The sequence below is a fragment of the Empedobacter sp. UBA6745 genome (assembly GCF_002453775.1).
Classification (GTDB): Bacteria; Bacteroidota; Bacteroidia; order Flavobacteriales; family Weeksellaceae; genus Empedobacter; species Empedobacter falsenii_C.
This window is the reverse complement of sequence record NZ_DKHL01000008.1, coordinates 126,001-147,612: the sequence shown is the minus strand read 5'-3', so window position 1 is coordinate 147,612 and position 21,612 is coordinate 126,001. Positions and strand designations below refer to the sequence as shown.

25 protein-coding genes are annotated in these 21,612 nt (G+C 27.1%); 21 read left to right on the top strand and 4 right to left on the bottom strand.

Annotation, left to right across the window (positions count from 1 at the left end; all coding sequences use genetic code 11):
* The first annotated feature begins 93 nt into the window (after nt 1-93).
* The 9 genes from B4H69_RS03885 (at nt 94) to B4H69_RS03845 (ending at nt 9,111) form a co-directional block, all read left to right on the top strand.
* Entirely contained in the window at nt 94-1,260 is a 1,167-nt protein-coding gene (locus B4H69_RS03885; RefSeq protein WP_286479103.1) for a nucleotide sugar dehydrogenase, read from the top strand.
* A 21-nt stretch (nt 1,261-1,281) separates the two neighbouring features.
* The gene (gene rfbB / locus B4H69_RS03880; RefSeq protein ID WP_280049739.1) at nt 1,282-2,328 is read left to right on the top strand and encodes a dTDP-glucose 4,6-dehydratase; all 1,047 of its coding nucleotides are present in this window, start codon (nt 1,282-1,284) and stop codon (nt 2,326-2,328) included.
* A 67-nt stretch (nt 2,329-2,395) separates the two neighbouring features.
* Nucleotides 2,396-3,241 carry an ABC transporter permease gene (locus B4H69_RS03875; protein WP_114998892.1) on the top strand — a complete coding sequence of 282 codons (846 nt, stop codon included), beginning with the start codon at nt 2,396-2,398 and terminating at the stop codon, nt 3,239-3,241.
* A 1-nt stretch (nt 3,242) separates the two neighbouring features.
* Nucleotides 3,243-4,424, top strand: coding sequence for a polysaccharide ABC transporter ATP-binding protein (locus B4H69_RS03870; protein ID WP_114998894.1), 1,182 nt, complete (start codon nt 3,243-3,245; stop codon nt 4,422-4,424).
* A 17-nt stretch (nt 4,425-4,441) separates the two neighbouring features.
* Nucleotides 4,442-5,260: an FkbM family methyltransferase gene (locus B4H69_RS03865; RefSeq protein ID WP_114998895.1), complete on the top strand. Its 819-nt coding sequence runs from the start codon at nt 4,442-4,444 to the stop codon at nt 5,258-5,260.
* The gene (locus tag B4H69_RS03860; protein WP_291092788.1) at nt 5,257-6,330 is read left to right on the top strand and encodes a glycoside hydrolase family 99-like domain-containing protein; all 1,074 of its coding nucleotides are present in this window, start codon (nt 5,257-5,259) and stop codon (nt 6,328-6,330) included. The genes B4H69_RS03865 and B4H69_RS03860 overlap by 4 nt, the downstream gene beginning before the upstream one ends.
* On the top strand, nt 6,330-7,247 hold the full coding sequence (locus B4H69_RS03855) for a glycosyltransferase family 2 protein (RefSeq protein WP_125349410.1): 918 nt from the start codon (nt 6,330-6,332) through the stop codon (nt 7,245-7,247). The genes B4H69_RS03860 and B4H69_RS03855 overlap by 1 nt, the downstream gene beginning before the upstream one ends.
* A 2-nt stretch (nt 7,248-7,249) precedes the next feature.
* The gene (locus tag B4H69_RS03850; RefSeq protein WP_291092786.1) at nt 7,250-8,263 is read left to right on the top strand and encodes a putative nucleotide-diphospho-sugar transferase; all 1,014 of its coding nucleotides are present in this window, start codon (nt 7,250-7,252) and stop codon (nt 8,261-8,263) included.
* 8 nt (nt 8,264-8,271) lie between these two features.
* Nucleotides 8,272-9,111 (top strand): glycosyltransferase, encoded by an 840-nt coding sequence (locus B4H69_RS03845; protein WP_291092784.1) that lies wholly within the window; start codon nt 8,272-8,274, stop codon nt 9,109-9,111.
* 82 nt (nt 9,112-9,193) lie between these two features.
* Here B4H69_RS03845 and B4H69_RS03840 read toward each other — a convergent pair whose 3' ends face one another.
* Nucleotides 9,194-9,484, bottom strand: coding sequence for a helix-turn-helix transcriptional regulator (locus B4H69_RS03840; RefSeq protein ID WP_291092782.1), 291 nt, complete (start codon nt 9,482-9,484; stop codon nt 9,194-9,196).
* 174 nt (nt 9,485-9,658) lie between these two features.
* Entirely contained in the window at nt 9,659-10,300 is a 642-nt protein-coding gene (locus tag B4H69_RS03835; protein WP_291092780.1) for a DUF6266 family protein, read from the bottom strand.
* A gap of 270 nt (nt 10,301-10,570) precedes the next feature.
* On the opposite strand from B4H69_RS03835, the gene B4H69_RS03830 reads away from it, so the two are divergent.
* The 12 genes from B4H69_RS03830 to B4H69_RS03775 all read left to right on the top strand — a co-directional run bounded on the left by B4H69_RS03830 (nt 10,571) and on the right by B4H69_RS03775 (nt 19,579).
* Nucleotides 10,571-11,428 carry a glycosyltransferase family 2 protein gene (locus tag B4H69_RS03830; RefSeq protein ID WP_291092778.1) on the top strand — a complete coding sequence of 286 codons (858 nt, stop codon included), beginning with the start codon at nt 10,571-10,573 and terminating at the stop codon, nt 11,426-11,428.
* A gap of 9 nt (nt 11,429-11,437) precedes the next feature.
* A complete protein-coding gene (locus B4H69_RS03825; protein WP_180905847.1) occupies nt 11,438-12,370 on the top strand; it encodes a glycosyltransferase family 2 protein in 933 nt (310 codons plus the stop codon).
* The gene (locus B4H69_RS03820) at nt 12,363-12,842 is read left to right on the top strand and encodes a glycosyltransferase family 2 protein (protein ID WP_291092775.1); all 480 of its coding nucleotides are present in this window, start codon (nt 12,363-12,365) and stop codon (nt 12,840-12,842) included. The genes B4H69_RS03825 and B4H69_RS03820 overlap by 8 nt, the downstream gene beginning before the upstream one ends.
* A 59-nt stretch (nt 12,843-12,901) precedes the next feature.
* Nucleotides 12,902-13,189: a hypothetical protein gene (locus B4H69_RS03815; protein ID WP_291092773.1), complete on the top strand. Its 288-nt coding sequence runs from the start codon at nt 12,902-12,904 to the stop codon at nt 13,187-13,189.
* Nucleotide 13,190: 1 nt separating this feature from the next.
* Nucleotides 13,191-13,757 carry a glycosyltransferase family 2 protein gene (locus B4H69_RS03810; protein WP_291092770.1) on the top strand — a complete coding sequence of 189 codons (567 nt, stop codon included), beginning with the start codon at nt 13,191-13,193 and terminating at the stop codon, nt 13,755-13,757.
* A gap of 73 nt (nt 13,758-13,830) precedes the next feature.
* Nucleotides 13,831-14,157: a hypothetical protein gene (locus B4H69_RS03805; protein WP_291092767.1), complete on the top strand. Its 327-nt coding sequence runs from the start codon at nt 13,831-13,833 to the stop codon at nt 14,155-14,157.
* A gap of 2 nt (nt 14,158-14,159) precedes the next feature.
* Entirely contained in the window at nt 14,160-15,350 is a 1,191-nt protein-coding gene (locus B4H69_RS03800) for a hypothetical protein (RefSeq protein WP_180905850.1), read from the top strand.
* The gene (locus B4H69_RS03795; RefSeq protein WP_038331106.1) at nt 15,347-16,135 is read left to right on the top strand and encodes a glycosyltransferase family 32 protein; all 789 of its coding nucleotides are present in this window, start codon (nt 15,347-15,349) and stop codon (nt 16,133-16,135) included. The genes B4H69_RS03800 and B4H69_RS03795 overlap by 4 nt, the downstream gene beginning before the upstream one ends.
* Nucleotides 16,135-17,184 carry a non-hydrolyzing UDP-N-acetylglucosamine 2-epimerase gene (gene wecB / locus B4H69_RS03790; RefSeq protein WP_180905851.1) on the top strand — a complete coding sequence of 350 codons (1,050 nt, stop codon included), beginning with the start codon at nt 16,135-16,137 and terminating at the stop codon, nt 17,182-17,184. The genes B4H69_RS03795 and wecB overlap by 1 nt, the downstream gene beginning before the upstream one ends.
* Complete coding sequence (locus tag B4H69_RS03785) at nt 17,181-17,849, top strand: NAD-dependent epimerase/dehydratase family protein (RefSeq protein ID WP_180905852.1); 669 nt, start codon at nt 17,181-17,183, stop codon at nt 17,847-17,849. Before wecB ends, B4H69_RS03785 begins: the two co-directional genes overlap by 4 nt.
* Complete coding sequence (locus B4H69_RS03780) at nt 17,850-18,728, top strand: glycosyltransferase family 2 protein (RefSeq protein ID WP_180905853.1); 879 nt, start codon at nt 17,850-17,852, stop codon at nt 18,726-18,728. It abuts the gene before it with no gap.
* On the top strand, nt 18,725-19,579 hold the full coding sequence (locus tag B4H69_RS03775; protein WP_052217492.1) for a glycosyltransferase: 855 nt from the start codon (nt 18,725-18,727) through the stop codon (nt 19,577-19,579). Before B4H69_RS03780 ends, B4H69_RS03775 begins: the two co-directional genes overlap by 4 nt.
* On the opposite strand, the gene B4H69_RS03770 is transcribed toward B4H69_RS03775, so the two are convergent.
* Entirely contained in the window at nt 19,557-20,516 is a 960-nt protein-coding gene (locus B4H69_RS03770; RefSeq protein ID WP_180905854.1) for a glycosyltransferase family 32 protein, read from the bottom strand. The genes B4H69_RS03775 and B4H69_RS03770 overlap by 23 nt on opposite strands.
* Entirely contained in the window at nt 20,506-21,507 is a 1,002-nt protein-coding gene (locus B4H69_RS03765; RefSeq protein WP_180905855.1) for a glycosyltransferase, read from the bottom strand. The genes B4H69_RS03770 and B4H69_RS03765 overlap by 11 nt, the downstream gene beginning before the upstream one ends.
* Nucleotides 21,508-21,612: the final 105 nt, after the last annotated feature.

The window sequence follows — 21,612 nt, the reverse complement described above, 5'->3', positions numbered from 1 at the left end:
ACTTGTCTATTTGCTCATTTTTAGTAAATTGGTATTCGAATTGAGAGAATTTCACTAAATTTGTTCTCTTAAACTAATTTTAAATAACCATAAATGAAAATAGCAATAGTGGGAACAGGCTACGTTGGTCTGTCTAACGCAATTTTATTAGCTCAGCATAATGAGGTAGTGGCGTTAGATGTTGTTCCAGAAAAGATTGCAATGCTCAATGCAAAAAAATCTCCAATTGAAGATAAAGAAATTATAGATTTTTTGCAGAATAAGGAGCTTAATTTTCTTGCGACTTTAGACAAAGAAACTGCGTATGCAAATGCAGAATATGTGATTGTTGCAACGCCTACGGACTATGATCCAAAAACAAATTATTTTAATACATCAAGTGTAGAATCGGTTATAAAGGATGTCAAGCAATATAATCCGAATGCTGTAGTTATTATAAAATCGACTGTTCCGGTTGGTTTTGTTGAAGATTTAAAATCACGATTAGAATATCAAAATATTATTTTTTCTCCTGAATTTTTGCGAGAAGGAAAAGCTTTATACGACAATTTGTATCCATCAAGAATTATTATTGGTGAGCAAAGCGAAAGAGCAGAAGTTTTTGCTAATTTGTTGAAAGAAGGAGCAATTAAGAAAGATATTCCGACGTTGTTTACACATTCAACAGAAGCTGAAGCAATCAAATTATTTTCGAATACCTATTTAGCATTGCGTGTCGCTTATTTTAATGAGTTAGATAGTTATGCGCAAACATTCAATTTAGATAGTAAACAAATTATCGAAGGGGTTGGTTTGGATCCTCGTATCGGTTCGCATTACAACAATCCATCGTTTGGTTATGGTGGATATTGTTTGCCAAAAGATACGAAGCAATTATTGGCTAATTATGATGCAGTTCCGAATAATATTATTCAAGCAATTGTTGATGCAAACAGAACGCGAAAAGATTTTATTGCAGATTCTATCATCGCAAAAAATCCTAAAAAAGTTGGTGTTTATCGCTTGATTATGAAATCAGGTTCGGATAATTTTAGAGCATCTGCGATTCAAGGAGTAATGAAACGTATTAAAGCAAAAGGAATTGAAGTGGTGGTTTATGAACCGGTTCTGAAAGAAGATTCTTTCTTTGGATCGAAGGTGATGAATGATTTTGAAGCTTTTAAACAAGAGTGTGATGTGATTATCTCGAATCGAAATGCACCTGAATTGGCTGACGTGAAAGAGAAAGTTTATACGCGCGATTTGTTTGGAAACGATTAAAAATAACAACTATAAAATACTATGAAAACTATTTTAATTACAGGTGGAGCTGGATTTATCGGTTCTCACGTTGTAAGAGAATTTGTCTTAAAATATCCTGAAACGAAGATTATCAACCTTGATGCGTTGACGTATGCTGGAAATTTAGAGAATTTGAAAGATATCGAAAGTAAATCAAATTACGAATTCGTAAAAGCTGATATTACTGACGCAAAACATATATTAGAGGTTTTTGAAAAACATCAGCCAGATGGTGTTATTCATTTAGCTGCCGAATCTCACGTGGATCGTTCTATTACAAATCCGTTGGATTTTGTGATGACGAATGTGATTGGAACAGTAAACTTATTGAATGCTGCAAAAACGATTTGGAACAATAATTTCGAAGGAAAACGTTTTCATCATGTTTCAACAGATGAGGTTTTTGGCGCTTTGGGTGATGAAGGTTTTTTTACGGAAGAAACTTCTTATGATCCGCATTCGCCATATTCGGCTTCAAAAGCATCTTCAGATCATTTTGTGAGAGCTTATCATGATACGTACGGTTTACCAATTGTGATGACAAATTGTTCAAATAATTACGGACCAAATCATTTTCCAGAAAAATTGATTCCGTTATGTATTCATAATATTTTGAACGGAAATCCACTTCCAATTTACGGAGATGGAAAATATACACGCGATTGGTTATTTGTGATCGATCATGCTAAAGCGATTGATTTAGTTTTCCATGAAGGAAAAAATGGAGGTTCTTACAATGTAGGAGGTTTCAACGAGTGGAAAAATATCGATTTGGTAAAAGAATTGTGTAAACAAATGGACGAAAAATTAGGGAAAGAAGCAGGAACTTCAGAACAATTAATCACATTTGTGAAAGATCGTCCAGGACATGATTTACGTTATGCAATTGATGCAACAAAAATTAACGAAGAATTAGGTTGGAAACCAAGTGTGACGTTTGAGCAAGGTTTGAGTCTAACAATTGATTGGTTTTTATCCAACAAAGAATGGCTAGACAATGTAACATCTGGCGATTACCAAAATTATTACGAAAAACAATATAATTAAAAAAGGGTTTTATAGGTTGATGAAGAAATTAATCTATAAACTTAAAACCTTAACCTAAAAAGTTTCTATGAGTTTAAAAACAGTAGTTTACTCTTCTGACAAAAAAACACATTTCCTCAAGGAATTAAAAAATATATTTAAAGATATATCAAATTCTCACTTTTTAGCTTATCAGATGGCTAAAAGGGACATACAAGCACAGTATAGACAGTCTTATTTGGGTATTTTTTGGGCATTTGCTCCAGTTATTATTAACTCATTAGTGTGGCTGTTTTTAAATGGATCAGGTGTTGTTTCAGTACAAGGAGTTGGTATTCCTTATCCTTTGTTTGTTGTGATTGGTACAACTTTATGGAGTGTATTTGCTGATACAGTTCAAAGCCCTATGGTTTCTGTAAACGCAGGAAAGGGAATTATGTCTAAAATTAATTTCCCTAAAGAAGCGCTTCTAATGGCTGGTATGTATAAAATATTTTTCAATCTAGGATTGAAACTTATTTTGTTAGTGGTCTTTTTAATTTATTTCGGTGTTAATTTAGATATTAATTTTCTCTACTTTCCATTTCTATTGGTGGTACTTTTAATTTTTTCTTTCTCTTTAGGATTATTAATAACTCCAATAGGACTAATTTATACAGATATTGCGAAAATAATTAATACAGGAATATCATTTTTGATGTATCTAACACCTGTAGTATATGCAATGCCTAAAGGAGGTTTTTTTGGACTCTTATTTAAACTGAATCCTCTAACTTATTTAATTAATGATACAAGAAATTCGATTACCAATCAGCCTATCGAATCAATGTTTCTAAATTTATTAATACTTATCATTAGTATATTCATAAGTTTAATAGGATTAGTTGTTTTCAGAAAATCAATGCCAATCATTATCGAAAAAATATCTGGATAATATGGAAAAAGAAATATTAGTAGAAGTTCAAAATGTATCAAAGAAATTTTCTTTAGATCTCAAAACTTCTTTAAAGTATGGAGCAACAGATATTATTCGAAGTAGTTTTGGATTAAAATCTTCAAAAGAACTTCGCAAAGGAGAATTTTGGGCAGTACAAGATATAAGTTTTAAACTAAGAAGAGGAGAATGTATTGGTTTGATTGGTCATAATGGAGCTGGGAAAAGTACGCTGTTAAAAGTTTTGAACGGACTTTATACGCCTGATAAAGGACAAATTGTAATGCGTGGTAAAATAGGTGCGCTTATTGAATTAGGTGCTGGTTTTAACCCTATTTTAACGGGACGTGAGAATATTTACAATAATGCAGCAATTTTAGGATTTACAAAAGAAGAAGTAAATCAAAAAATACAATCTATTATAGATTTCTCTGAAATAGAAAAATTTATAGATATGCCTGTTCAAAATTATTCATCAGGAATGAAAGTTCGCTTAGGATTTGCTGTAGCAGCACATTTAGAACCAGATGTTTTAATTATTGATGAGGTATTGGCAGTAGGTGATTTAGGATTTGTTATCAAATGTTTTAGTAAGATTGATGAATTATTACCTAATACTGCAATCATATTTGTATCACATACAATGAATATGATTTCTAGAATATGTACAGAAATAATATTAATGAATCATGGTGTTGCTCAATATCAAGGAAAAGATATTGGTAAAGGAATTCAAGAATATTATAATTTATTTTCAGTAGAACAGTCCTCTAAAGTATTTGATAATGGGTATTTTAAATTATTAGATAAAAGAATTATTATACCAAATGATGTTGTTGAAAGAGGCGTAAGTTTTACAATAGTTTTGAGGTTTAAAGTTTTACAAAATAATGTGATAAATTATCCTCATTTATATATGTTGATAAAAAATAAGGAGCAAATTCAAGTAGCAGGAGTATTTGTAAATGAGCAAAAGAAGATTAAAAACAAAATTATTGAATATTCATTAATTATAAAAAATCCACTATTAACATTAGGTAGATATAATATAGATTTTGGGATTAATGATTTCGATACTAATCTACCTTATTTAAGAATTAATAATATATTAGAATTTTTAGTTAAAGGAGAGAAGGAGTCTTGGGTTTCGATTGAATTTGAATCAGAAAATATATTAACTTAAACTTAGTAAACGATTTTATGAAAAACTACATAAGTAAATTGATAAAATTCAAATCATTTAATTCTAAATTAGGATTGAATTTTAAGGATTATTATCATATGTCCAAATATTCTAGTGATACTTATTTAAAAGGTAACGTTAATCTATTTAATAAAAATATTTTATTCAGTAATCCTTTTTGGTTATTACATAGTTTAGAAGAGATATTTGTCGATGAAGTATATCTGTTTGAAAAATCTGATAATGAGGTTTTAATTTTAGACTGTGGAGCAAATATTGGGTTAAGTATGATTTATTTAAAGAAACTTTTTAAAAATGCAAAATTTATAGCATTTGAACCTGATAAGAAGATTTTTCAACAATTAGAGACAAATATCAAAACCTTTGAAATAAATCAAGATGTTGAGTTAATTAATGCAGCAGTGTGGATAAATGCAGATGATTTGACTTTTTTTTCAGAAGGAAGTTTGGGGGGTAAAATTATTAATCAAGATGACCATCATCCAAATAATACTGTTGTAAAAGCAGTTAGACTTAAAGATTATATTATAAATAAACCTGTGTTTTTTCTTAAAATAGATATAGAAGGAGCAGAATATACAGTCTTAAAAGATATTAAAGATGACTTAAAAAATGTAGAAAATCTTTTTATTGAATTTCATAATACAATTGATGAAAAAGATACATTATCAGAGATTTTATTATGGGTATCTGAGGCTGGGTTTAAATACTATATAAAAGAGGCATGGGATAATATGCCGCATCCATTTACACAAGTTAATATTGGTGGTGGTTTTCACATGCAGTTAAATATTTTTTGTTTTAGAGAAAAATGATTAGACCAGTAGCTATATATTTGCCACAATTTCACCCTTTCGATGAAAATGATGTTTGGTGGGGTAAAGGATTTACTGAATGGACTAATGTTACAAATGCCAACCCATATTTTAAAGGACATTACCAACCGCAACTTCCAAGTGACTTAGGTTTTTATGATTTAAGATTAAAGGAGGCAAGACTTGAGCAAATAAAATTAGCAAAAGAATATGGTATACACGGTTTTTGTTATTATTATTATTGGTTCAATGGGAAAAGGTTAATGAATGAACCATTAGATAGAATGCTATCTAATAAAGAAGAAGATTTCCCTTTTATGTATTGTTGGGCAAATGAAAATTGGACGAGAAGATGGGATGGATTAGATCAAGAAGTTCTTATTAAACAAAACTATTCAGATGAAGATGATCTCAACCATATTAGATATTTATGTGAAAATGTTTTTTCTGATAATCGCTATATAAAAGTTGATAACAAACCATTTTTTGTTATTTATAGACCAGCGTTACTTCCTGATATCAAAAGAACCGTTCAAAAATGGAGGAATATTGCACTTCAGGAATATGGAATTGAGTTGTATATAGGATATATGACTAACTTTAGTTATTCAGATGACGATAACATTTTTGATGCGGTAATTAATTTTGAACCTGATTTTTCTAATATGCCTACCAGAAAAGTCCATTCAAAATTAGATTTATTTAAAGGTAAATATTTTAATAAAAAATTACCTTTAAATGATCATTATGTCTATGATTATTCTGAATATATCATTAAAGCTAAAAAGAAACTAAAAATTAATAATACTACTTTTCCATCTATTACTCCAAGTTGGGATAATAGTGCAAGAAGAAAAATTGGAGCAACTATAATTGATAATTCTGCACCGGAATTATATGGAAATTGGTTGAAGTATATTATTGAAGAGTATAAAAAAGTTGATACAAAAAATAAATATATTTTTATTAATGCTTGGAATGAGTGGGCAGAAGGAAATCATTTAGAGCCTTGCCAAAAATGGGGAAGAAAATATTTAGAAGAAACAAAAAAAGCATTTGAAAATCAATAATGCCAAAAGTATCTGTCATCATACCAAATTACAACCATGAATCTTATCTAAAAGAAAGAATAGATTCTGTTTTGGGACAAAGTTACCAAGATTATGAAGTCATAATTTTAGATGATTGTTCTACAGATAATAGTCATGAGGTCATAGAACTATATAGACATCACCCAAAAATTTCTCATATAGTTTATAATAAAGTTAATTCTGGTTCTACATTTATACAATGGCAAAAAGGAATAGAGTTAGCAAAAGGAGAATGGATTTGGTTAGCAGAAAGTGATGATGTAGCACAACCTTTTTTTTTAGAAAAACTATGTGCTACAATAGAAAATTGTAAAGATGTTGTTTTAGCATATTCGGCGTCAAATCTTATTGATGAAAACTCTAATAAAATAGGAAAATTAGATTGGGGATATATAGGAGCAAGAAATTGGGAAAATAATTATTGCGAAAATGGACAAATAGAAATAGAAAATTATTTATTTCATAGAAATACTTTACCAAATGCCAGTGGGATAATTTTTAAGAAAAATAAAATACAAGATGAAACATATAAGATTGTTTCAAGTATGAAGTATGCTGGTGATTGGTATTTTTGGGTAAAATTATTAGAAAAAGGAAAATTGTCCTTTATTTCTGAACAATTGAATAATTTTAGACAACATCAACAAACTACAAGAACAGCCAAAAGTACTAAAGAGGAAATAAGAAGATTTAAAGAATATTTTATTGTTTTAAACTATATTCATAAAACGTATAATATAAACTGGAAAATTTCTTCTCATCAATGGATATTAGATAGTTTTATGGCAAAGTATAGGTTAAATCAAATTTTCAGAAAACCTGAATTATTAAAAAACTTTCCAACTACTTACAAGTATTATCTTTTAAAAAAACTAATATCAAAACGTATTAATTAACAATGGCAATTAAAGCATTTACAATTATTAGTGAAAACTATTTACCTCAAGCTAAAACTTTAGCTGATAATTTTATTCAATTACACCCTGATATAGAGTTCTATATTTGTCTTTTTGGAGAAAATACGAATGATGAGTTTCATAAAATCAAGTCTGATTTGTTCTCAGGATATAACTATATTTTATCAAATGAGCTGAATCAAGGCGATTATGCAGTAATGAGAAATCAATATGATAATTTCTCAATGGCTTGTGCATTGAAACCCTATTTTGCTGAATTAATTTTAGAAAAAGATAAACCAAATGGATTGATTTATTTAGATGCAGACTTGTATTTTTTCACACCTTTGACAGATGTTCAAACATTATTAAATAACAAAGAACAACGATCATCTATTATATTAACACCTCATAATGTTTCGATTAAAGAATTTAATCAAGAAATCGAACGAAATATTTCCTTCTTAACATACGGTACATTTAATGCAGGTTTTTTTGCAATAAAAAATAATCAGTATTCCAAACAATTTATTGATTGGTGGAAACGAATGTTAAACGAACATTGTATCGTCGATTTACAAAACGGCTTATATTGTGATCAAACATGGTTAAATCTTGTTCCAACATTATTCACTAATAGTCTACACATATTAAAGCATTTGGGTTATAATGCAGCTTATTGGAATATTGATGCTGAAAGAAAAATATCAATTAATCCACAGAATAAATATATCGTCAATAATAAAGATTTTTTAGTTTTTTATCACTTTGCAAGATTCAGATATTTTGACACTGAAAATATCATACCTAATGTTAATTTTAGTCAAGTTCTCAATGGAAACATTATTCAAGATTTATATATTCAATATAGAGAATTATTAAAAATAAATAGTTTTGAAACCTTTCAAAGAGATATTGATACTATTCAAGAAAGTAAAGTAGAAAAAGAGTCTAAAATAATTCAGTTGAAAAATAAAATCAAATGGAAGATTATAAGAATAATACAAAAGATGTAGAAAATGTAATGTTTTCTATTTTAATTGCTCACTACAATAATTATAATTTTTTTATTAACTGTTATGAAAGTATATTAAATCAAACTTTTCAAACTTTTGAAGTCATTATTCTTGATGATTTCTCTGAAAAAGTCCAGTACAATTCAATTCTTGAATTAGTTAAAAATGATAAAAGATTTAAAATTTATCGTAATGAATCTAATAAAGGAGTTGGCTACACAAAACGAAAATTAGCTGAATTAGCTAATGGCGAGATTTGTGGATTTCTAGACCCAGATGATACAATAGAATCAAATGCCATTGAAGTGATGGTGTCACATCATGAAAATAATCCAAATGCATCAATAATCAACTCGAATTTAAATTTTTGTAATGAAAAACTTGTAAAAATAAGTTCAACTAATATTGAACAAATTCATCAAAAAAATGAATTCTTTTTTAATTTTAGAGGAAGCATTAGCCATTTTGCTACATTCAAGAAAAAATTTTATAACAAGACAACAGGAATTGATCCATATTTTAGAATAGCTGAAGATCAAGATTTATATTTAAAATTGTATGAAGTAGGAGAAAGTAAACAACTAGATGACGTTTTATATAACTATAGAGTTAACCCTGCAAGTTTAACAAATTCCTCAAAACAAGAAATTTCAACTTATTGGCATTGGGTAGCAGCAATAAAAGCAGCGGAAAGAAGAAATGTAAATATTGAAAATTTATTTGTTGATAAATTTGTCAATAGGAAAGATTATAACAATATTTCAATTAAATTGGATTTATTAAAAAAATCAAGATTACTTAAGCTGTTGAATAAATTAGGATTATTTAAAGCATATAATTATTTATAAGAATAAATCACTTATTCCTCTATTGTCTTTCATTTTATTTATTATGTATAGATAAGTCTGTTCATTGCATAATTAAGGGCGTTTATTCATCGTCATCATGATCTAATGGAATTTGATAAAGCTGCAGTAAATCTAAGTATAAAAACAGGCGAATGTAGTAGTATCTTCCACCTATCTTAATGTATTGTAAAAGTCCTTTTTTACGGTAATCGAAGAGGCTTCTTTTCGAAATTTTCAGTATTTTCATTACTTCTTCATCACTTAAAATATCATCATCGGTAAAGATGAGTTGATCTATATTTTTTCGGATCAATTTTTTTGTGGTTTTTCGTAGCGCATACAAATAATGTTGTGAATAAGTAGAATTTTTCATTTTTTTAAGTTTTAGATTATTGAATATTTATTCGGACATTTTTTATTTTTTTTAAATTTATGTAGTTAAGGTAGTGATAATCAATGAGTATTCAAAATGTAATATACTTATTTTGGTTATATTCAAAATCAGCATTGATGTTATCATCGTATCAATGCTGATTTGAAGAAAGCTTTAGGTTGTTAAAGAACCTGCATAAAACGTATTGGAAACATCTTTGTTGTCTTCTGATCTAAAAGAGAACCAAAGGTGTACAGTATTTCCACTTGCCATAGGGGGGATGAATGCAGTGTAAGTTTCGTTATTGCGTGTTGCTACATTTTCTAAGAAGATGGTATTTTGTTGATCTTCTATTCCAATTAGCACTTGTAGCCAATCATTTTCACGTTCAGTAATTGATCCAGCGTTGTTTTGCCAATTGATTTCTAAAGAATCTGTAGATGGCATATTAAATGTAACGCCAATAATACCTAATAGGTTTCCTCTTGCAAAACTTATTGCTGGATAATTGATGTTGAAACTTTGGTTCGCATGATTAATTACAAAATTTTCGAGTAGATTGGTCATTGCCAAATTGTAGCAAGATGTCATACCAACTCTTCTGCCAAAATGATTACATGCAAACGAACGATATGAGGCCATAAATTCTGCACATTTTTTCATACGTTGTTGAATCATCTGCTGTTTTAGAGAAGGTTTTTTGCTTCTTTTTCGAGGTCTAATTTTAGAAATTTCATTTCCAAAAACATTGGCTACTACGATACGCCCTGTGCGTCCTGATGTGCCTGATAATAATGAATCATTTACTTTTCCCATAATGGTGAATTTTTTGTTAATGTCTCAAAGTTGCTTTAACTTTTGATTGTAAGCTAATCTGCTTCCGAAATTTGCCTAGTTTTGCATCATTTTGCCTATTGTCGTGTTTTTTATAGTAATTAAAAGTCTTTTCTATATGGTTTCTAAGCTTGTTGTATATCCATTTTATATCCACTGTATATCCACTGAAAGTCTTTTCTATAGTTTTTGAGCATGAATAATTATCTGATAATGAATATTGATTATATTTGTACCTAACAATTTACCTAAATGAACCAACCACTTATATCCGTTATTGTTCCATGCTACAATCAAGCACAATATATGGACGAATGTCTGCAATCAGTCTTAGATCAAACCTATCAAAATTGGGAATGTATTATTGTAAATGACGGCTCACCAGACAATACAGAAGAAGTTGCTAGAAGATGGTTAAATAAAGATTCTCGATTCAGACACTTTTATAAAGATAATGGAGGAGCAGGTTCAGCAAGGAATCTAGGATTAAAAAAATCGAATGGAACATGGATTCAATTTCTTGATGGAGATGATTTTATAAATAAAGATAAGTTGTCTTTAGTTGAAAAAGTAGAGCTTAAGATTAATTTTATTTATACAGATTTTAATTTGTATAGTAATGGTGAAATTTTGCCTCCATTTTGTGATTTGTCAAGGTATCAATTAACTATTTCAAATTTAATTACCTATTGGGACAATGGATTTAATATTCCTATTCATTGTCCAATAATAAAACGTGAATTAATTGGTGATTTACGTTTTATAGATGAATTTAAATTACATGAAGATTGGTTGTTTTGGATAATGTTATTTAATGATAAAGATGTTAATGTGAAATTCGATAATAACGCTTATGCTTTTTATAGAGATCCTACATTGAATACTACAAAAGATCAAAATAAACTTGAATTAAATTCAAATAAAGTCTATAATTATGCATACAATACTGTTCTTAATTCTGAAAATAAAGCTATTTTATTTGCTTCAATTGTTTCAAAATATACAATCTCCAGAAGTCAATTATTTATAAATATTAAAGAACTAGATAAATTAAGAAATAATAAATATTTTAGAATGAGGAGGTTTTTATATAAAATATTAAAATTTTAATATAGAATTATGCTAAAAGTATCTGTAATTATCCCAAATTATAATCATTCTTCTTACCTTAAAGAGCGTATAGATTCAGTGTTAAATCAAACTTTTCAAGATTTTGAAGTTATTATTTTGGATGATTGTTCAACTGATAATAGTAAAGAAATTATTGAAGCATATAGAAATCATCCTAAAATTTCTCATATAGTTTATAATGAGAAAAATTCAGGTTCTACTTTCAAACAATGGAAAAAAGGAATAGAATTGTCAAAAGGAGAATGGATTTGGATAGCAGAAAGTGATGATTGGTGTAATTCATTATTTTTAGAAACTTTAATAAGTGATACCGATGATAATCTATCAGTCATATATTGTCAAAGCGTTACTTATTTGCCTAATAATTTACAATTAATTAGACACGATTTACATCCATATGTAATAGATATTGATTCAGATAAATTTATTAATGAATATCTATTAAAAGGAAATGTAATATATAATGCTAGTATGGCTATTTTTAAAAAATCAAAATTTTTAAAAATTACATCAGATGAATATACTAAATATAAATTTTGTGGAGATTGGATTTTTTGGTCAGAATTAGCGTTTTTGGGAAAAGTTAGGAGATATAATCGTTTATTAAATAATTTTAGAAAAACAGATGATAACAACGTAACTTCAAGAACAGTTAAATTGGGAAATAATTATATTGAAGATGTTAATGCTTTACATTATTTTAAAAATAAATATAATTGTAACCATGTAATTTATATAAAAGAACTTAAAAAATATTATTTTAAATCTAAAGAAATAAATTTAGAAAATCCTATTAAAAATAAAATTAAGGATAATTTTATTGAGATATTGGGTAACAAAAAAATTCTATTTTGGGATTTAAAGTATTTTAAAAATAAATTAATTACTAATATTTATAAAAAAATTAAAGAAAATGTTTGATTTATCAATAATTATAGCAAATTATAATAATGGACATTTCTTTAATGACTGTTATAAAAGTTTAATTAATCAAACTCATAAAGATTTTGAAGTAATTATAATTGATGATTGTTCGACAGACAATTCAATTCAAGTAATAGAAGAATTGGTTAAAGGGGATTCAAGATTTAAGCTTTACAAGAATGAAATAAATTTAGGATATCAAAAAACACTTATAAAGGCAATAGATTTATGTACAACAAATCTTTTTGGAAGATTGGATCCTGATGATGCATTAATTAATACTGCAATTGAAAAAAGTATAGATGCACATATAAAAAATCCATCATGTGGTTTGGTGTATTCTAACACAATTCATTGCGACCATATGTTAAAACCTTTAGAGGTAATTAAGGGTAAGCAAATTACCGATTTAATATTTTTAAATGGTGAAATTTCACATTTTGCAACGTTCAAAAAAAATATTATTTAGAAACAGATGGTATTGATATTCATAATAAAAGAGCGGAAGATCAAGATATTTATATGAAAATGTGTGAAGTATCTCAAGTGTTTTATCTTGATGAAGATTTATACTTATATAGAATTCATAATAATGGTGCATCAACAAATAAAAATAGAAATAAAGCTTTGTTTTGGTATTGGGTAGCCATTATTAAAGCTGCTGAAAGGAGAAATATAAATGTAGAAGATGATTTTATAAGCAATTATGTGAGAATGTACAAATATCAAGATTTATATAATAAGTATAATAAATTATTAAATAATCGTTGGATAAAATTGGGTTTTAAATTGGGCTTAATTAAAAAATATAAATAAAATGAATACACCCTTTTTTTCTATAATTATACCTGTATATAATGTAGAAAAATATATTTATAGATGCGTAGAGAGTGTACTTAACCAATCTTTTTTAGATTTTGAAGTCATAATTGTAGATGATGATTCTCCAGATTATTCTATTAAAATTATTAATGAAAATTTTAGTGATAATCGTATTAAAATTATTTCTAAAAATAATGGAGGATTAAGTGATGCTAGAAATTTTGGCTTAGAGCATGCTTGTGGTGTGTATGTGTGGTTTATTGATAGTGATGATTATATTACAATAAATGCTTTAGAAAAGATATATAGTACTCTGAAATTAAATATCAATATAGATATAATAACTTTCAATATGAAAGTTTGTTTTGAAAATAAAAATAGAGAAACATATGTACTAGAAAATGCACCAGAGAATACAGAATTAATGAGTTCATATAACTATATACAAAAATATAATATATTTCCTTATAATGCGACATTACAATGTTATAAAAGATCATTTTTAATAACTAAAAATTATAAATTTACTAAAGGTATTTATTTTNNACTTAGATATTTATAAAGAAGGCGCCTCTATTATAGGCATAAAAGAAGTTTTATATACATATTATAGGAGAGAGGATTCAATAACTTCAATGAGAATAAACGAAAATCATTTGATTTCTCAAATGAAGGTTTTAAAAAAAGTATATAACTTTTATATTCAAAATGATACACCTAAAAAATATTTCAAAGAACGACTAATAATTGAATACAATAGAATAAAAGCTCTTTATAATAATAATTTTTTAGATATAGATTATGGAATTATAAAGAATATTGAAATTCCTTCAGATAATAATAAGAGTATAGCTAATAAATTAGAAAGGTTATTTTTTTACTATTTTCCACTTTTTGTATTAAAATATCAAGTGTTATTTAGAAAAATGAATACGCTTGAAAATATATTATTTAAGAAATAATAATGAAAACTATTTATAGATACTTAGTTAATTTTATTTGTCTATTTTATTCTAATAATATTCGCCGTAAAAAGCGAAAAGAATTTTTACAAATTCCTTCTATTCTTAGAAAAGATTTTAAGACAAAAAAAAATATTAAAAAAATTATTAATTCCGAGGTAGCTGAAAAGTCTATTCTTATTGTAGAGCCTAATCCTTATCATTTTGAAATACAACCAGGTTATTGTAAATATTTTCAAGATTTAGGCTATGAGGTTGATGTTATAGCGCAACCAAATTTAAGAGAAGATTTTGCATATCAATATTATCCAAAAGTACCAAAGATTTATTATTTATCTCTGAAGTATCAGAAAAAAGCATTGAAACTATCAAAAATTAAAAATTATGATTTTGTCTTTTTTGCTACTTCTGTAATATCTTCTGATAACCTTAGGACGTCTTATGTCAATTGGCTTGGATTTGAACCGCAAGCAAAACATGGAATTTTTATGGTAGAACATAATGTAATCCCTTTTGTAAAAGACTATGGTCATGAAAAATACATAGAACAAAATAGAAGTTTTACATTGGCTGGTCAATACAATATTCCTATGCTAAATCCTCATTATTTTGGAAATATTAAACCAACTACACTATCGGGGAATAATATTTTTGTAGCAATTGTTAATGAAAATCAAAATATAGAACTATTATTTAATGCATGTAAGAATTTGATTAATCAAAATATTACGAATTTTAGTGTAATTATCGCTGGAAGATCTGTGGTTGATGAAATACCAGATAATTTACAAAATTATATCAGTAGGACAGGAATCATTAATTTTACAAAACTATGGGAAATTTATAATAATGCTGATTTTATTATTCCAATGTTAAATCCTGAAATAGACAATCAGTTAAGATTTAAAGATGGTTCAGTTACTGGAAGCTGGCAAATTATACTAGGTTTTTCGAAACCAGCTATAATTCATAAAGACTTTTCAAATTTTTATAGATTAAACAAAAATAATGCTTTGATATTTGAATCTAATTCTGAACTTTCAGTAATAATGAACAAAGCAATTAATATTAACTCATACAAATACAAATCGTTACAGAGTAATATAAAGGAATTATCTGATATTATTTATAATGAATCTATAAATAATCTTAAATTAAGTATCGATAATATAAGAAATAACTATCCTAAATGATCCCAAAAATAATCCATTACTGTTGGTTTGGAGGTAATCCAAAGCCAGAATCTTTTTATATCTGTCTTGATAGTTGGAAGAAAATCTTACCCGATTATGAAATAATTGAGTGGAACGAAACCAATTTCGATATCAATTGTTGTGAATATGTAAAGTTAGCTGCTGAATCAAAGAAATGGGCATTTGTTTCTGATTATGCCCGTGCATTAGCTTTGTATGAAATGGGAGGGATTTATATGGATATTGATGTAGAAGTCAAGTTTTCATTAGACGAATTTTTAGTTCATCGCGCATTTTCAGGGTTTGAAATCAAAGGTTCGCCTTTTACAGCATTATGGGCTACAGAAAAAGGACATCCATGGGCTAAACGTGTAATAGATTTTTACAATGAAAAAACAAGTTTTGATTTAACAACTAATACTGTGTTTGTATCAGATTTGTTAGTAAAAGAATATGGCATTGATCCAAATCGAGATGAATTACAAGAAGGTAAAGATGGAATCGTAATTTATCCTTCTACCTATTTTTGTTTGGATTTACCTAAGAATTATGCATCTCATCATTTTGTAGGAACTTGGCATGATAGAGATTATCCAAACCCTTTCAAAGATTATGTCCATGCGTACTATAAAACTAGAGTTTTTTCAGAAATAGAGAATGGGAAAAAGGAAGTACATAATGTAATTTTTAATCATAAAATGATTGAGGTTGATAAAGTATTAAATCAAATACCTTTTAGAATGATCGTTAGGTATGTATTAAATAATCTTTTTAGTAAACGATAATGATTGCAATAATTTACGGCACAAGACCAGAGTTTCTAAAAGTTTATCCATTAATATTAGAAGCCCAGAAACGAAAAATTGACTTTATTACAATTAATACAGGTCAGCATACATCTATGCTAACAGAGATGGAAGATTTGTTTAATTTTAAGGCAAATTATAATCTAAAAGTTCAATCTAGTGAATTTTCAAATTCAAACCTTTTAGCTAAATTAATTAATGATATAGCAGAAGTAGTAAAAGAGGAATCTATTGAAAAAATTATAGCACAAGGAGATACTTTTACTGTTTTAGCATCGTCTGTAGTTGCATTTGTAGAGAAAAGGAAATTTTACCATATAGAAGCTGGACTGAGAACTGATGATATACACTTCCCGTTTCCAGAAGAATATAATCGACGAGTAGTTTCATTAACATCGGATCTTAATTTCGCTCCAACAAGTTTAGCAGCTAATAATTTATTGGCAGAGAACATTAACGAATCTAAAGTTGTAATAACAGGAAATACAATTATTGATTTGTTACACTATGTTTTAGACAAAGAAAATGTCAATTTAGAGTATGGTAATGATGTTTTTATAACAGCCCATAGAAGAGAAAACATAGGAGAGAATATGTATTCGATTTGTAGTGCAATTAGAGAATTAGCGGAAGAAAACCCTGAAATAATTTTTCATTGGAGTCTTCACCCAAATCCAAATACTAGGAAATTTATTTTTGAAGCTTTTAAAGAGATCCCAGACAATATTAATTTTATAGAACCTCTAAATTATATTGATGCTGTAAAACTTATGGCAAAATCAAGATTATTAATCTCAGACTCAGGAGGAATACAAGAGGAAGCCCCAACTTTACAAAAAAGAATCATTATTCTTAGAGACGAAACCGAACGACCAGAAGTATTAGATTGTGGTTGTGGTATATTAGTGGGAGCTGATAAGGATAAAATAAAGAAAGAGTTTTACAAAGAATTAAATAGAAGTTCTAATACTTTTATTAATCCTTTTGGGAATGGTTGTGCTTCTCAATTAATATTTGATAGGATATGATTGTTGGAAAAGGATTGATCGCAAATTTATTTACAGAAGTAGATTTGGATGAGGTTGTTTTCTTTGCTTCAGGCGTTTCTAATTCTTCTGAAACTAGAAAGGGTGAATTTTTACGTGAACAAAATTTAGTTGAGGATACATTAGCAAATAATCCTGAAAAGTTGTTTGTTTATTTTAGTACATGCTCTATATACGACTCTTCAAAATACAATTCTTTGTACGTTTTACATAAATTGCATATCGAGGAAATCATCAAACAAAAAGCAAAACATTTTCTTATTTTAAGAGTTAGTAACGCTGTTGGAAGAGGAGGAAATCCTAATTTGCTAATGAATTATATATCTCGTCAAATTTTGAATGACCAAGAATTAGTTGTTCATCAACAAGCAACACGGAATTTAATAGACGTAGAAGATGTAAAAAATATTACGATGAAATATATTGCTTCAAAAGATTGGAATAAGATCATCAATGTGGCATACACAGAGAATTTTAATATCCTAGAAATAATAGAGGTTTTTGAACAAATTCTATTTAAAAAAGCAAATAAAAATATTGAGAATAAAGGAGAACATTACTCAATAGATGTACATGAGTTGGATTATGTATTTGATTTGAGTGATAAAACTGATTATTTACATCAATTAATAGAAAAATATTATTAAATGAATTCTTCAAACAAATTAGCCATTGTTATACCTCTTTTTAAAAGAGATTTTTTTGAAGAGACACTTGACACTCTTTTCAACCAAACAGATAAAAGATTTAATCTTTATATTGGAAACGATGCAAGTCCTGAAAATTTTGATGATATTTTAGGAAAATACAAAAATAATTTCGATTTCAAATATCATTTTTTTGAAGAGAATCTTGGAGGAGAAGGTAAGTTAGTTGAACAATGGGAAAGATGTATTTCTCTTACACAAAATGAAGATTATATACAGATATTAGGTGATGATGATTATGTAAGCAACAATTTTGTTGAAACTTTTTATAAAATTCTTGATGAAAAAAAGAAGTTTGATTTGTTAAGATTCAAAATGCTAAAAGTTTCAGCAAAAAGTGAAATTTTACAAGAGTTTCCTCAGATTGAAAATCTCAATTCAACAGAGCATCTTCTGAATGATCTTAATCAAGTATATTGGATTTCAATTTCTGAAAATATTTTTTCGCGAAGTGTTTATAACCAACTTGGTATAAAAAAATATCCATTAGCATGGCGAAGTGATGCAATGTTAGTTTTTGAATTTGGAATGGAAAATATAGAAGTATCAAATAATGCGTTTGTAGCGATAAGAAGGAGCCAAATTCAATTAACAATGAATATAAGCCCAAAAGTATCAAAATTTAAGAAAATAGCAATGAGCTATTTTTACAATGATTTACTTGAAAAACATGAAGCAAGGTTCAAAAAAAAAGATAGAAAAAACTTGGTGAAAAAATTAGTGTATTATACAAGTAATATCAATTCAAGTCAAAAAGAAATATTAAGAAAAAACCTTAGTTTTTTTGAGATGATTCAATTTTATTTATTTAAAAAATGAAAGAAAAAATTTTATTATTAACAAGGAAAAAGCTCAAGATTTTTTATTACTTTTTTATAAAACTTAGAACTGTATACAGAGCTAATTATCATAAAATAGTCCCTTATGTTTATAATGATAATAAGTATAAAAATCATTTTCTAAATAATCAATTAGAAATAAAAAATCAGGAAAACTTTGTAGATAAAATTGATAGAGTTGTTTACTGTTTTTGGACAGGGAACAATGAAGTAACAAAAAATAGAGTAGAGAGCTTAGAGATTTTAAGAAATAATTTAGGAGTTGAAGTAAAGTTAATAACAATATTTAATTTAGATAATTATATTTTATCTGATTATCCTCTACATCCTGCTTATCAATATCTTTCTTTAGTTCATAAATCTGATTATTTGAGATGCTATTTTATGTATCATTACGGAGGGGGCTACAGTGATATTAAAAGAAATAATAGTAATTGGCAGCCTATATTTGAAAGCTTGGAAGCTGATCCTAGCAAAATGATTGCTGGTTATCCTGAGTTTGATCCTACGAAAATGGGAGGTAAAGATCTTAATAAAGAATTGAATAAAGATATATTTAAGTATTATAAATTATGTATTGGAAATTGTGGTTTTATATGTAAACCTTATTCACCTTATGTTGCAGAATGGTACCAAGAGTTGCATAAAAGATTAGATTACTATCATGAAGAATTAATAAAAAATCCAGGTATAGATAGAGGCTTTAATAAAGGGTATCCAATAGAATGGTTTGAAATTTTATCTAGAATAATGGTTCCTCTATCTTTAAAATATCATAACCAGATTATTTATGATAAAAGATTAATGCCTAATTTTGACGATTATTTATAATTCCATATTTATAAAAAATAGAATATTTTGAATAGATTCTTTGTCGTATAAAATCATTTAATTTTATACGGTCTCCACCTGTTATTTTAATTACAGGAGGTAGCTGAATGAAATTTCTAATTAATAAACTCGAGCAATAATCAACTCTATTTTTTGAAGAGTAATTAAAGAAAAGTCCATCATCTTCAGCGTTTATTAGATAATATGAATAGGCGTTATTAGAATACAATATTTTTTGGGCCGAAAGATGCATAGTAAAAGTTCGATCAAAAGGAGTGTTAATATTTTGTCTTATTTTTTCAAAGTCAGCATCTTTTTGATAATATTGTCTAGGATTTTGGCTGTAAAGAGCATTTAGAAATTCATTTAGCCAATTCTGTATAAATAAGGAATTTTTTGTTGAAGCCATAAACCAATTTTCTATCATGGGCATACTATTATCACTAATCATCATATTAGGGTTATAATATCCTACATATTCAATTTTATATTTTTGTTGTATTTCAATAATCCATTCTAATGATTTTGTTAATATAGTTGTTATATCAATCCAAATTCCACCAAATTTATTTAATAACATCAAACGTATTAAATCAGCTTTATGTTGAACACTAGGGAAATTAATATCTTTCGGAAAATCAGGTATGTATTCATAAAGATTAATCTCGTTTACGACAATATATTTAAAGTTTGAATTAATCTTACGATTTGATTCAACATAATTTATTATTTCAGAAGGAATATCGGTGTTGTTCCAATATGACCATATATACTTTTCAATATAATCATTAGTTTCTCCAATTTTTATTTTTTTCTTGTATAAAGAATTATGGCTGATTATTTTTTTATCACCAATATACTTTAATTTGATAAGGTTTATTTTATAAAAAAGTATCCATTGGATTGTTTTAAGTTTATCAATGTAATTACCCTTCATAACGCTTTTTAAAAATTTTAAATCCAATATTAGTAGGAAGATTTAATAACAAATTTTCCTTTTTTTGTTCTTTAGAAAAGTCTGAGCTTAAATAGTCTGAAAATGTAAGAGATGGAGCTTTCTTCATTCTATTATAGTTTATTTTATAATACTCCTCATCTTTTAACACCTTCCATTGCATTTGAATAATTAGTTTTTTAAAATTAACAATCCAACCTCGTATTAATTTTTTACGATTAGAATCAGAAGTATTTCTATACGATTTAACAATCCATTCTAATATTGTCTGATGATTTTCTGAGTTTCTCTTTGTTCGATTAAATATAACAGAATTAGCATGCAAATAATAATTGTAAGTAATATTATCTATAATCGATAATGAATTGATTTTTTCCATACAATGAAACATCCACAATTCATCTTGAGCATATAATCCTGGAATAAAATAAATTTTGTTTTGCTTAATGAAATCTAAATCAACCAATTTATTCCACGAAGAAACAGGGAAAAAACCTTTACAATAAGCTTCAAAAATTTCTGAGTTAGTTTCATAAACTTTCTTTTTTGATAAAGTAGGAAATCCAAAATCTTTAATAGATTGATCGAATGTATTAATCCATCTATTTTGAGAAATAACCATTTCTGTATTATTTATAAGAACATTTTCTACTAATTTCTCAATACAATCGACTATGATATCATCATCACTATCCAAAAAATAAATGTACTTACCTATAGATTCTTCAATTCCACGATTCCTAACAACAGATAGCCCTTGATTCGATTCTAAATGAATAATCTTAATAGTTAGATTTGGGTTTGATTCAGAAAATTTTTCAATTAGTTGAACACTGTTATCAGGTGTACAATCATTAACCAAAATAATTTCTAAATGTTGATATGTTTGGTTTTTTACTGATTCTAAGCATCTAATAATGTAGTTTTCGCATTTATAAACTGGAATATTGATACTAACTAAAGGAGTGTTCATCTGATAGGTTTTATGAAACAAATTTAATAAAAAGAGATGAATGTTTTTTTACAATTTAGTATTCTTGTAATAAAGTAGTTAATAGATGTAAAATTTGTAGATTTG

Coding starts and splice junctions, on each gene's coding strand:
- B4H69_RS03820 (WP_291092775.1), top strand. CDS start 12,363: ATGTTTGATTTATCAATAATTATAGCAAATTATAATAATGGACATTTC.
- B4H69_RS03770 (WP_180905854.1), bottom strand. CDS start 20,516: ATGAAGGGTAATTACATTGATAAACTTAAAACAATCCAATGGATACTT.
- B4H69_RS03885 (WP_286479103.1), top strand. CDS start 94: ATGAAAATAGCAATAGTGGGAACAGGCTACGTTGGTCTGTCTAACGCA.
- B4H69_RS03815 (WP_291092773.1), top strand. CDS start 12,902: ATGTGTGAAGTATCTCAAGTGTTTTATCTTGATGAAGATTTATACTTA.
- wecB (WP_180905851.1), top strand. CDS start 16,135: ATGATTGCAATAATTTACGGCACAAGACCAGAGTTTCTAAAAGTTTAT.
- B4H69_RS03805 (WP_291092767.1), top strand. CDS start 13,831: ATGAGAATAAACGAAAATCATTTGATTTCTCAAATGAAGGTTTTAAAA.
- B4H69_RS03800 (WP_180905850.1), top strand. CDS start 14,160: ATGAAAACTATTTATAGATACTTAGTTAATTTTATTTGTCTATTTTAT.
- B4H69_RS03845 (WP_291092784.1), top strand. CDS start 8,272: ATGTTTTCTATTTTAATTGCTCACTACAATAATTATAATTTTTTTATT.
- B4H69_RS03830 (WP_291092778.1), top strand. CDS start 10,571: ATGAACCAACCACTTATATCCGTTATTGTTCCATGCTACAATCAAGCA.
- B4H69_RS03835 (WP_291092780.1), bottom strand. CDS start 10,300: ATGGGAAAAGTAAATGATTCATTATTATCAGGCACATCAGGACGCACA.
- B4H69_RS03865 (WP_114998895.1), top strand. CDS start 4,442: ATGAAAAACTACATAAGTAAATTGATAAAATTCAAATCATTTAATTCT.
- rfbB (WP_280049739.1), top strand. CDS start 1,282: ATGAAAACTATTTTAATTACAGGTGGAGCTGGATTTATCGGTTCTCAC.
- B4H69_RS03855 (WP_125349410.1), top strand. CDS start 6,330: ATGCCAAAAGTATCTGTCATCATACCAAATTACAACCATGAATCTTAT.
- B4H69_RS03825 (WP_180905847.1), top strand. CDS start 11,438: ATGCTAAAAGTATCTGTAATTATCCCAAATTATAATCATTCTTCTTAC.
- B4H69_RS03860 (WP_291092788.1), top strand. CDS start 5,257: ATGATTAGACCAGTAGCTATATATTTGCCACAATTTCACCCTTTCGAT.
- B4H69_RS03780 (WP_180905853.1), top strand. CDS start 17,850: ATGAATTCTTCAAACAAATTAGCCATTGTTATACCTCTTTTTAAAAGA.
- B4H69_RS03875 (WP_114998892.1), top strand. CDS start 2,396: ATGAGTTTAAAAACAGTAGTTTACTCTTCTGACAAAAAAACACATTTC.
- B4H69_RS03795 (WP_038331106.1), top strand. CDS start 15,347: ATGATCCCAAAAATAATCCATTACTGTTGGTTTGGAGGTAATCCAAAG.
- B4H69_RS03765 (WP_180905855.1), bottom strand. CDS start 21,507: ATGAACACTCCTTTAGTTAGTATCAATATTCCAGTTTATAAATGCGAA.
- B4H69_RS03870 (WP_114998894.1), top strand. CDS start 3,243: ATGGAAAAAGAAATATTAGTAGAAGTTCAAAATGTATCAAAGAAATTT.
- B4H69_RS03775 (WP_052217492.1), top strand. CDS start 18,725: ATGAAAGAAAAAATTTTATTATTAACAAGGAAAAAGCTCAAGATTTTT.
- B4H69_RS03785 (WP_180905852.1), top strand. CDS start 17,181: ATGATTGTTGGAAAAGGATTGATCGCAAATTTATTTACAGAAGTAGAT.
- B4H69_RS03840 (WP_291092782.1), bottom strand. CDS start 9,484: ATGAAAAATTCTACTTATTCACAACATTATTTGTATGCGCTACGAAAA.
- B4H69_RS03850 (WP_291092786.1), top strand. CDS start 7,250: ATGGCAATTAAAGCATTTACAATTATTAGTGAAAACTATTTACCTCAA.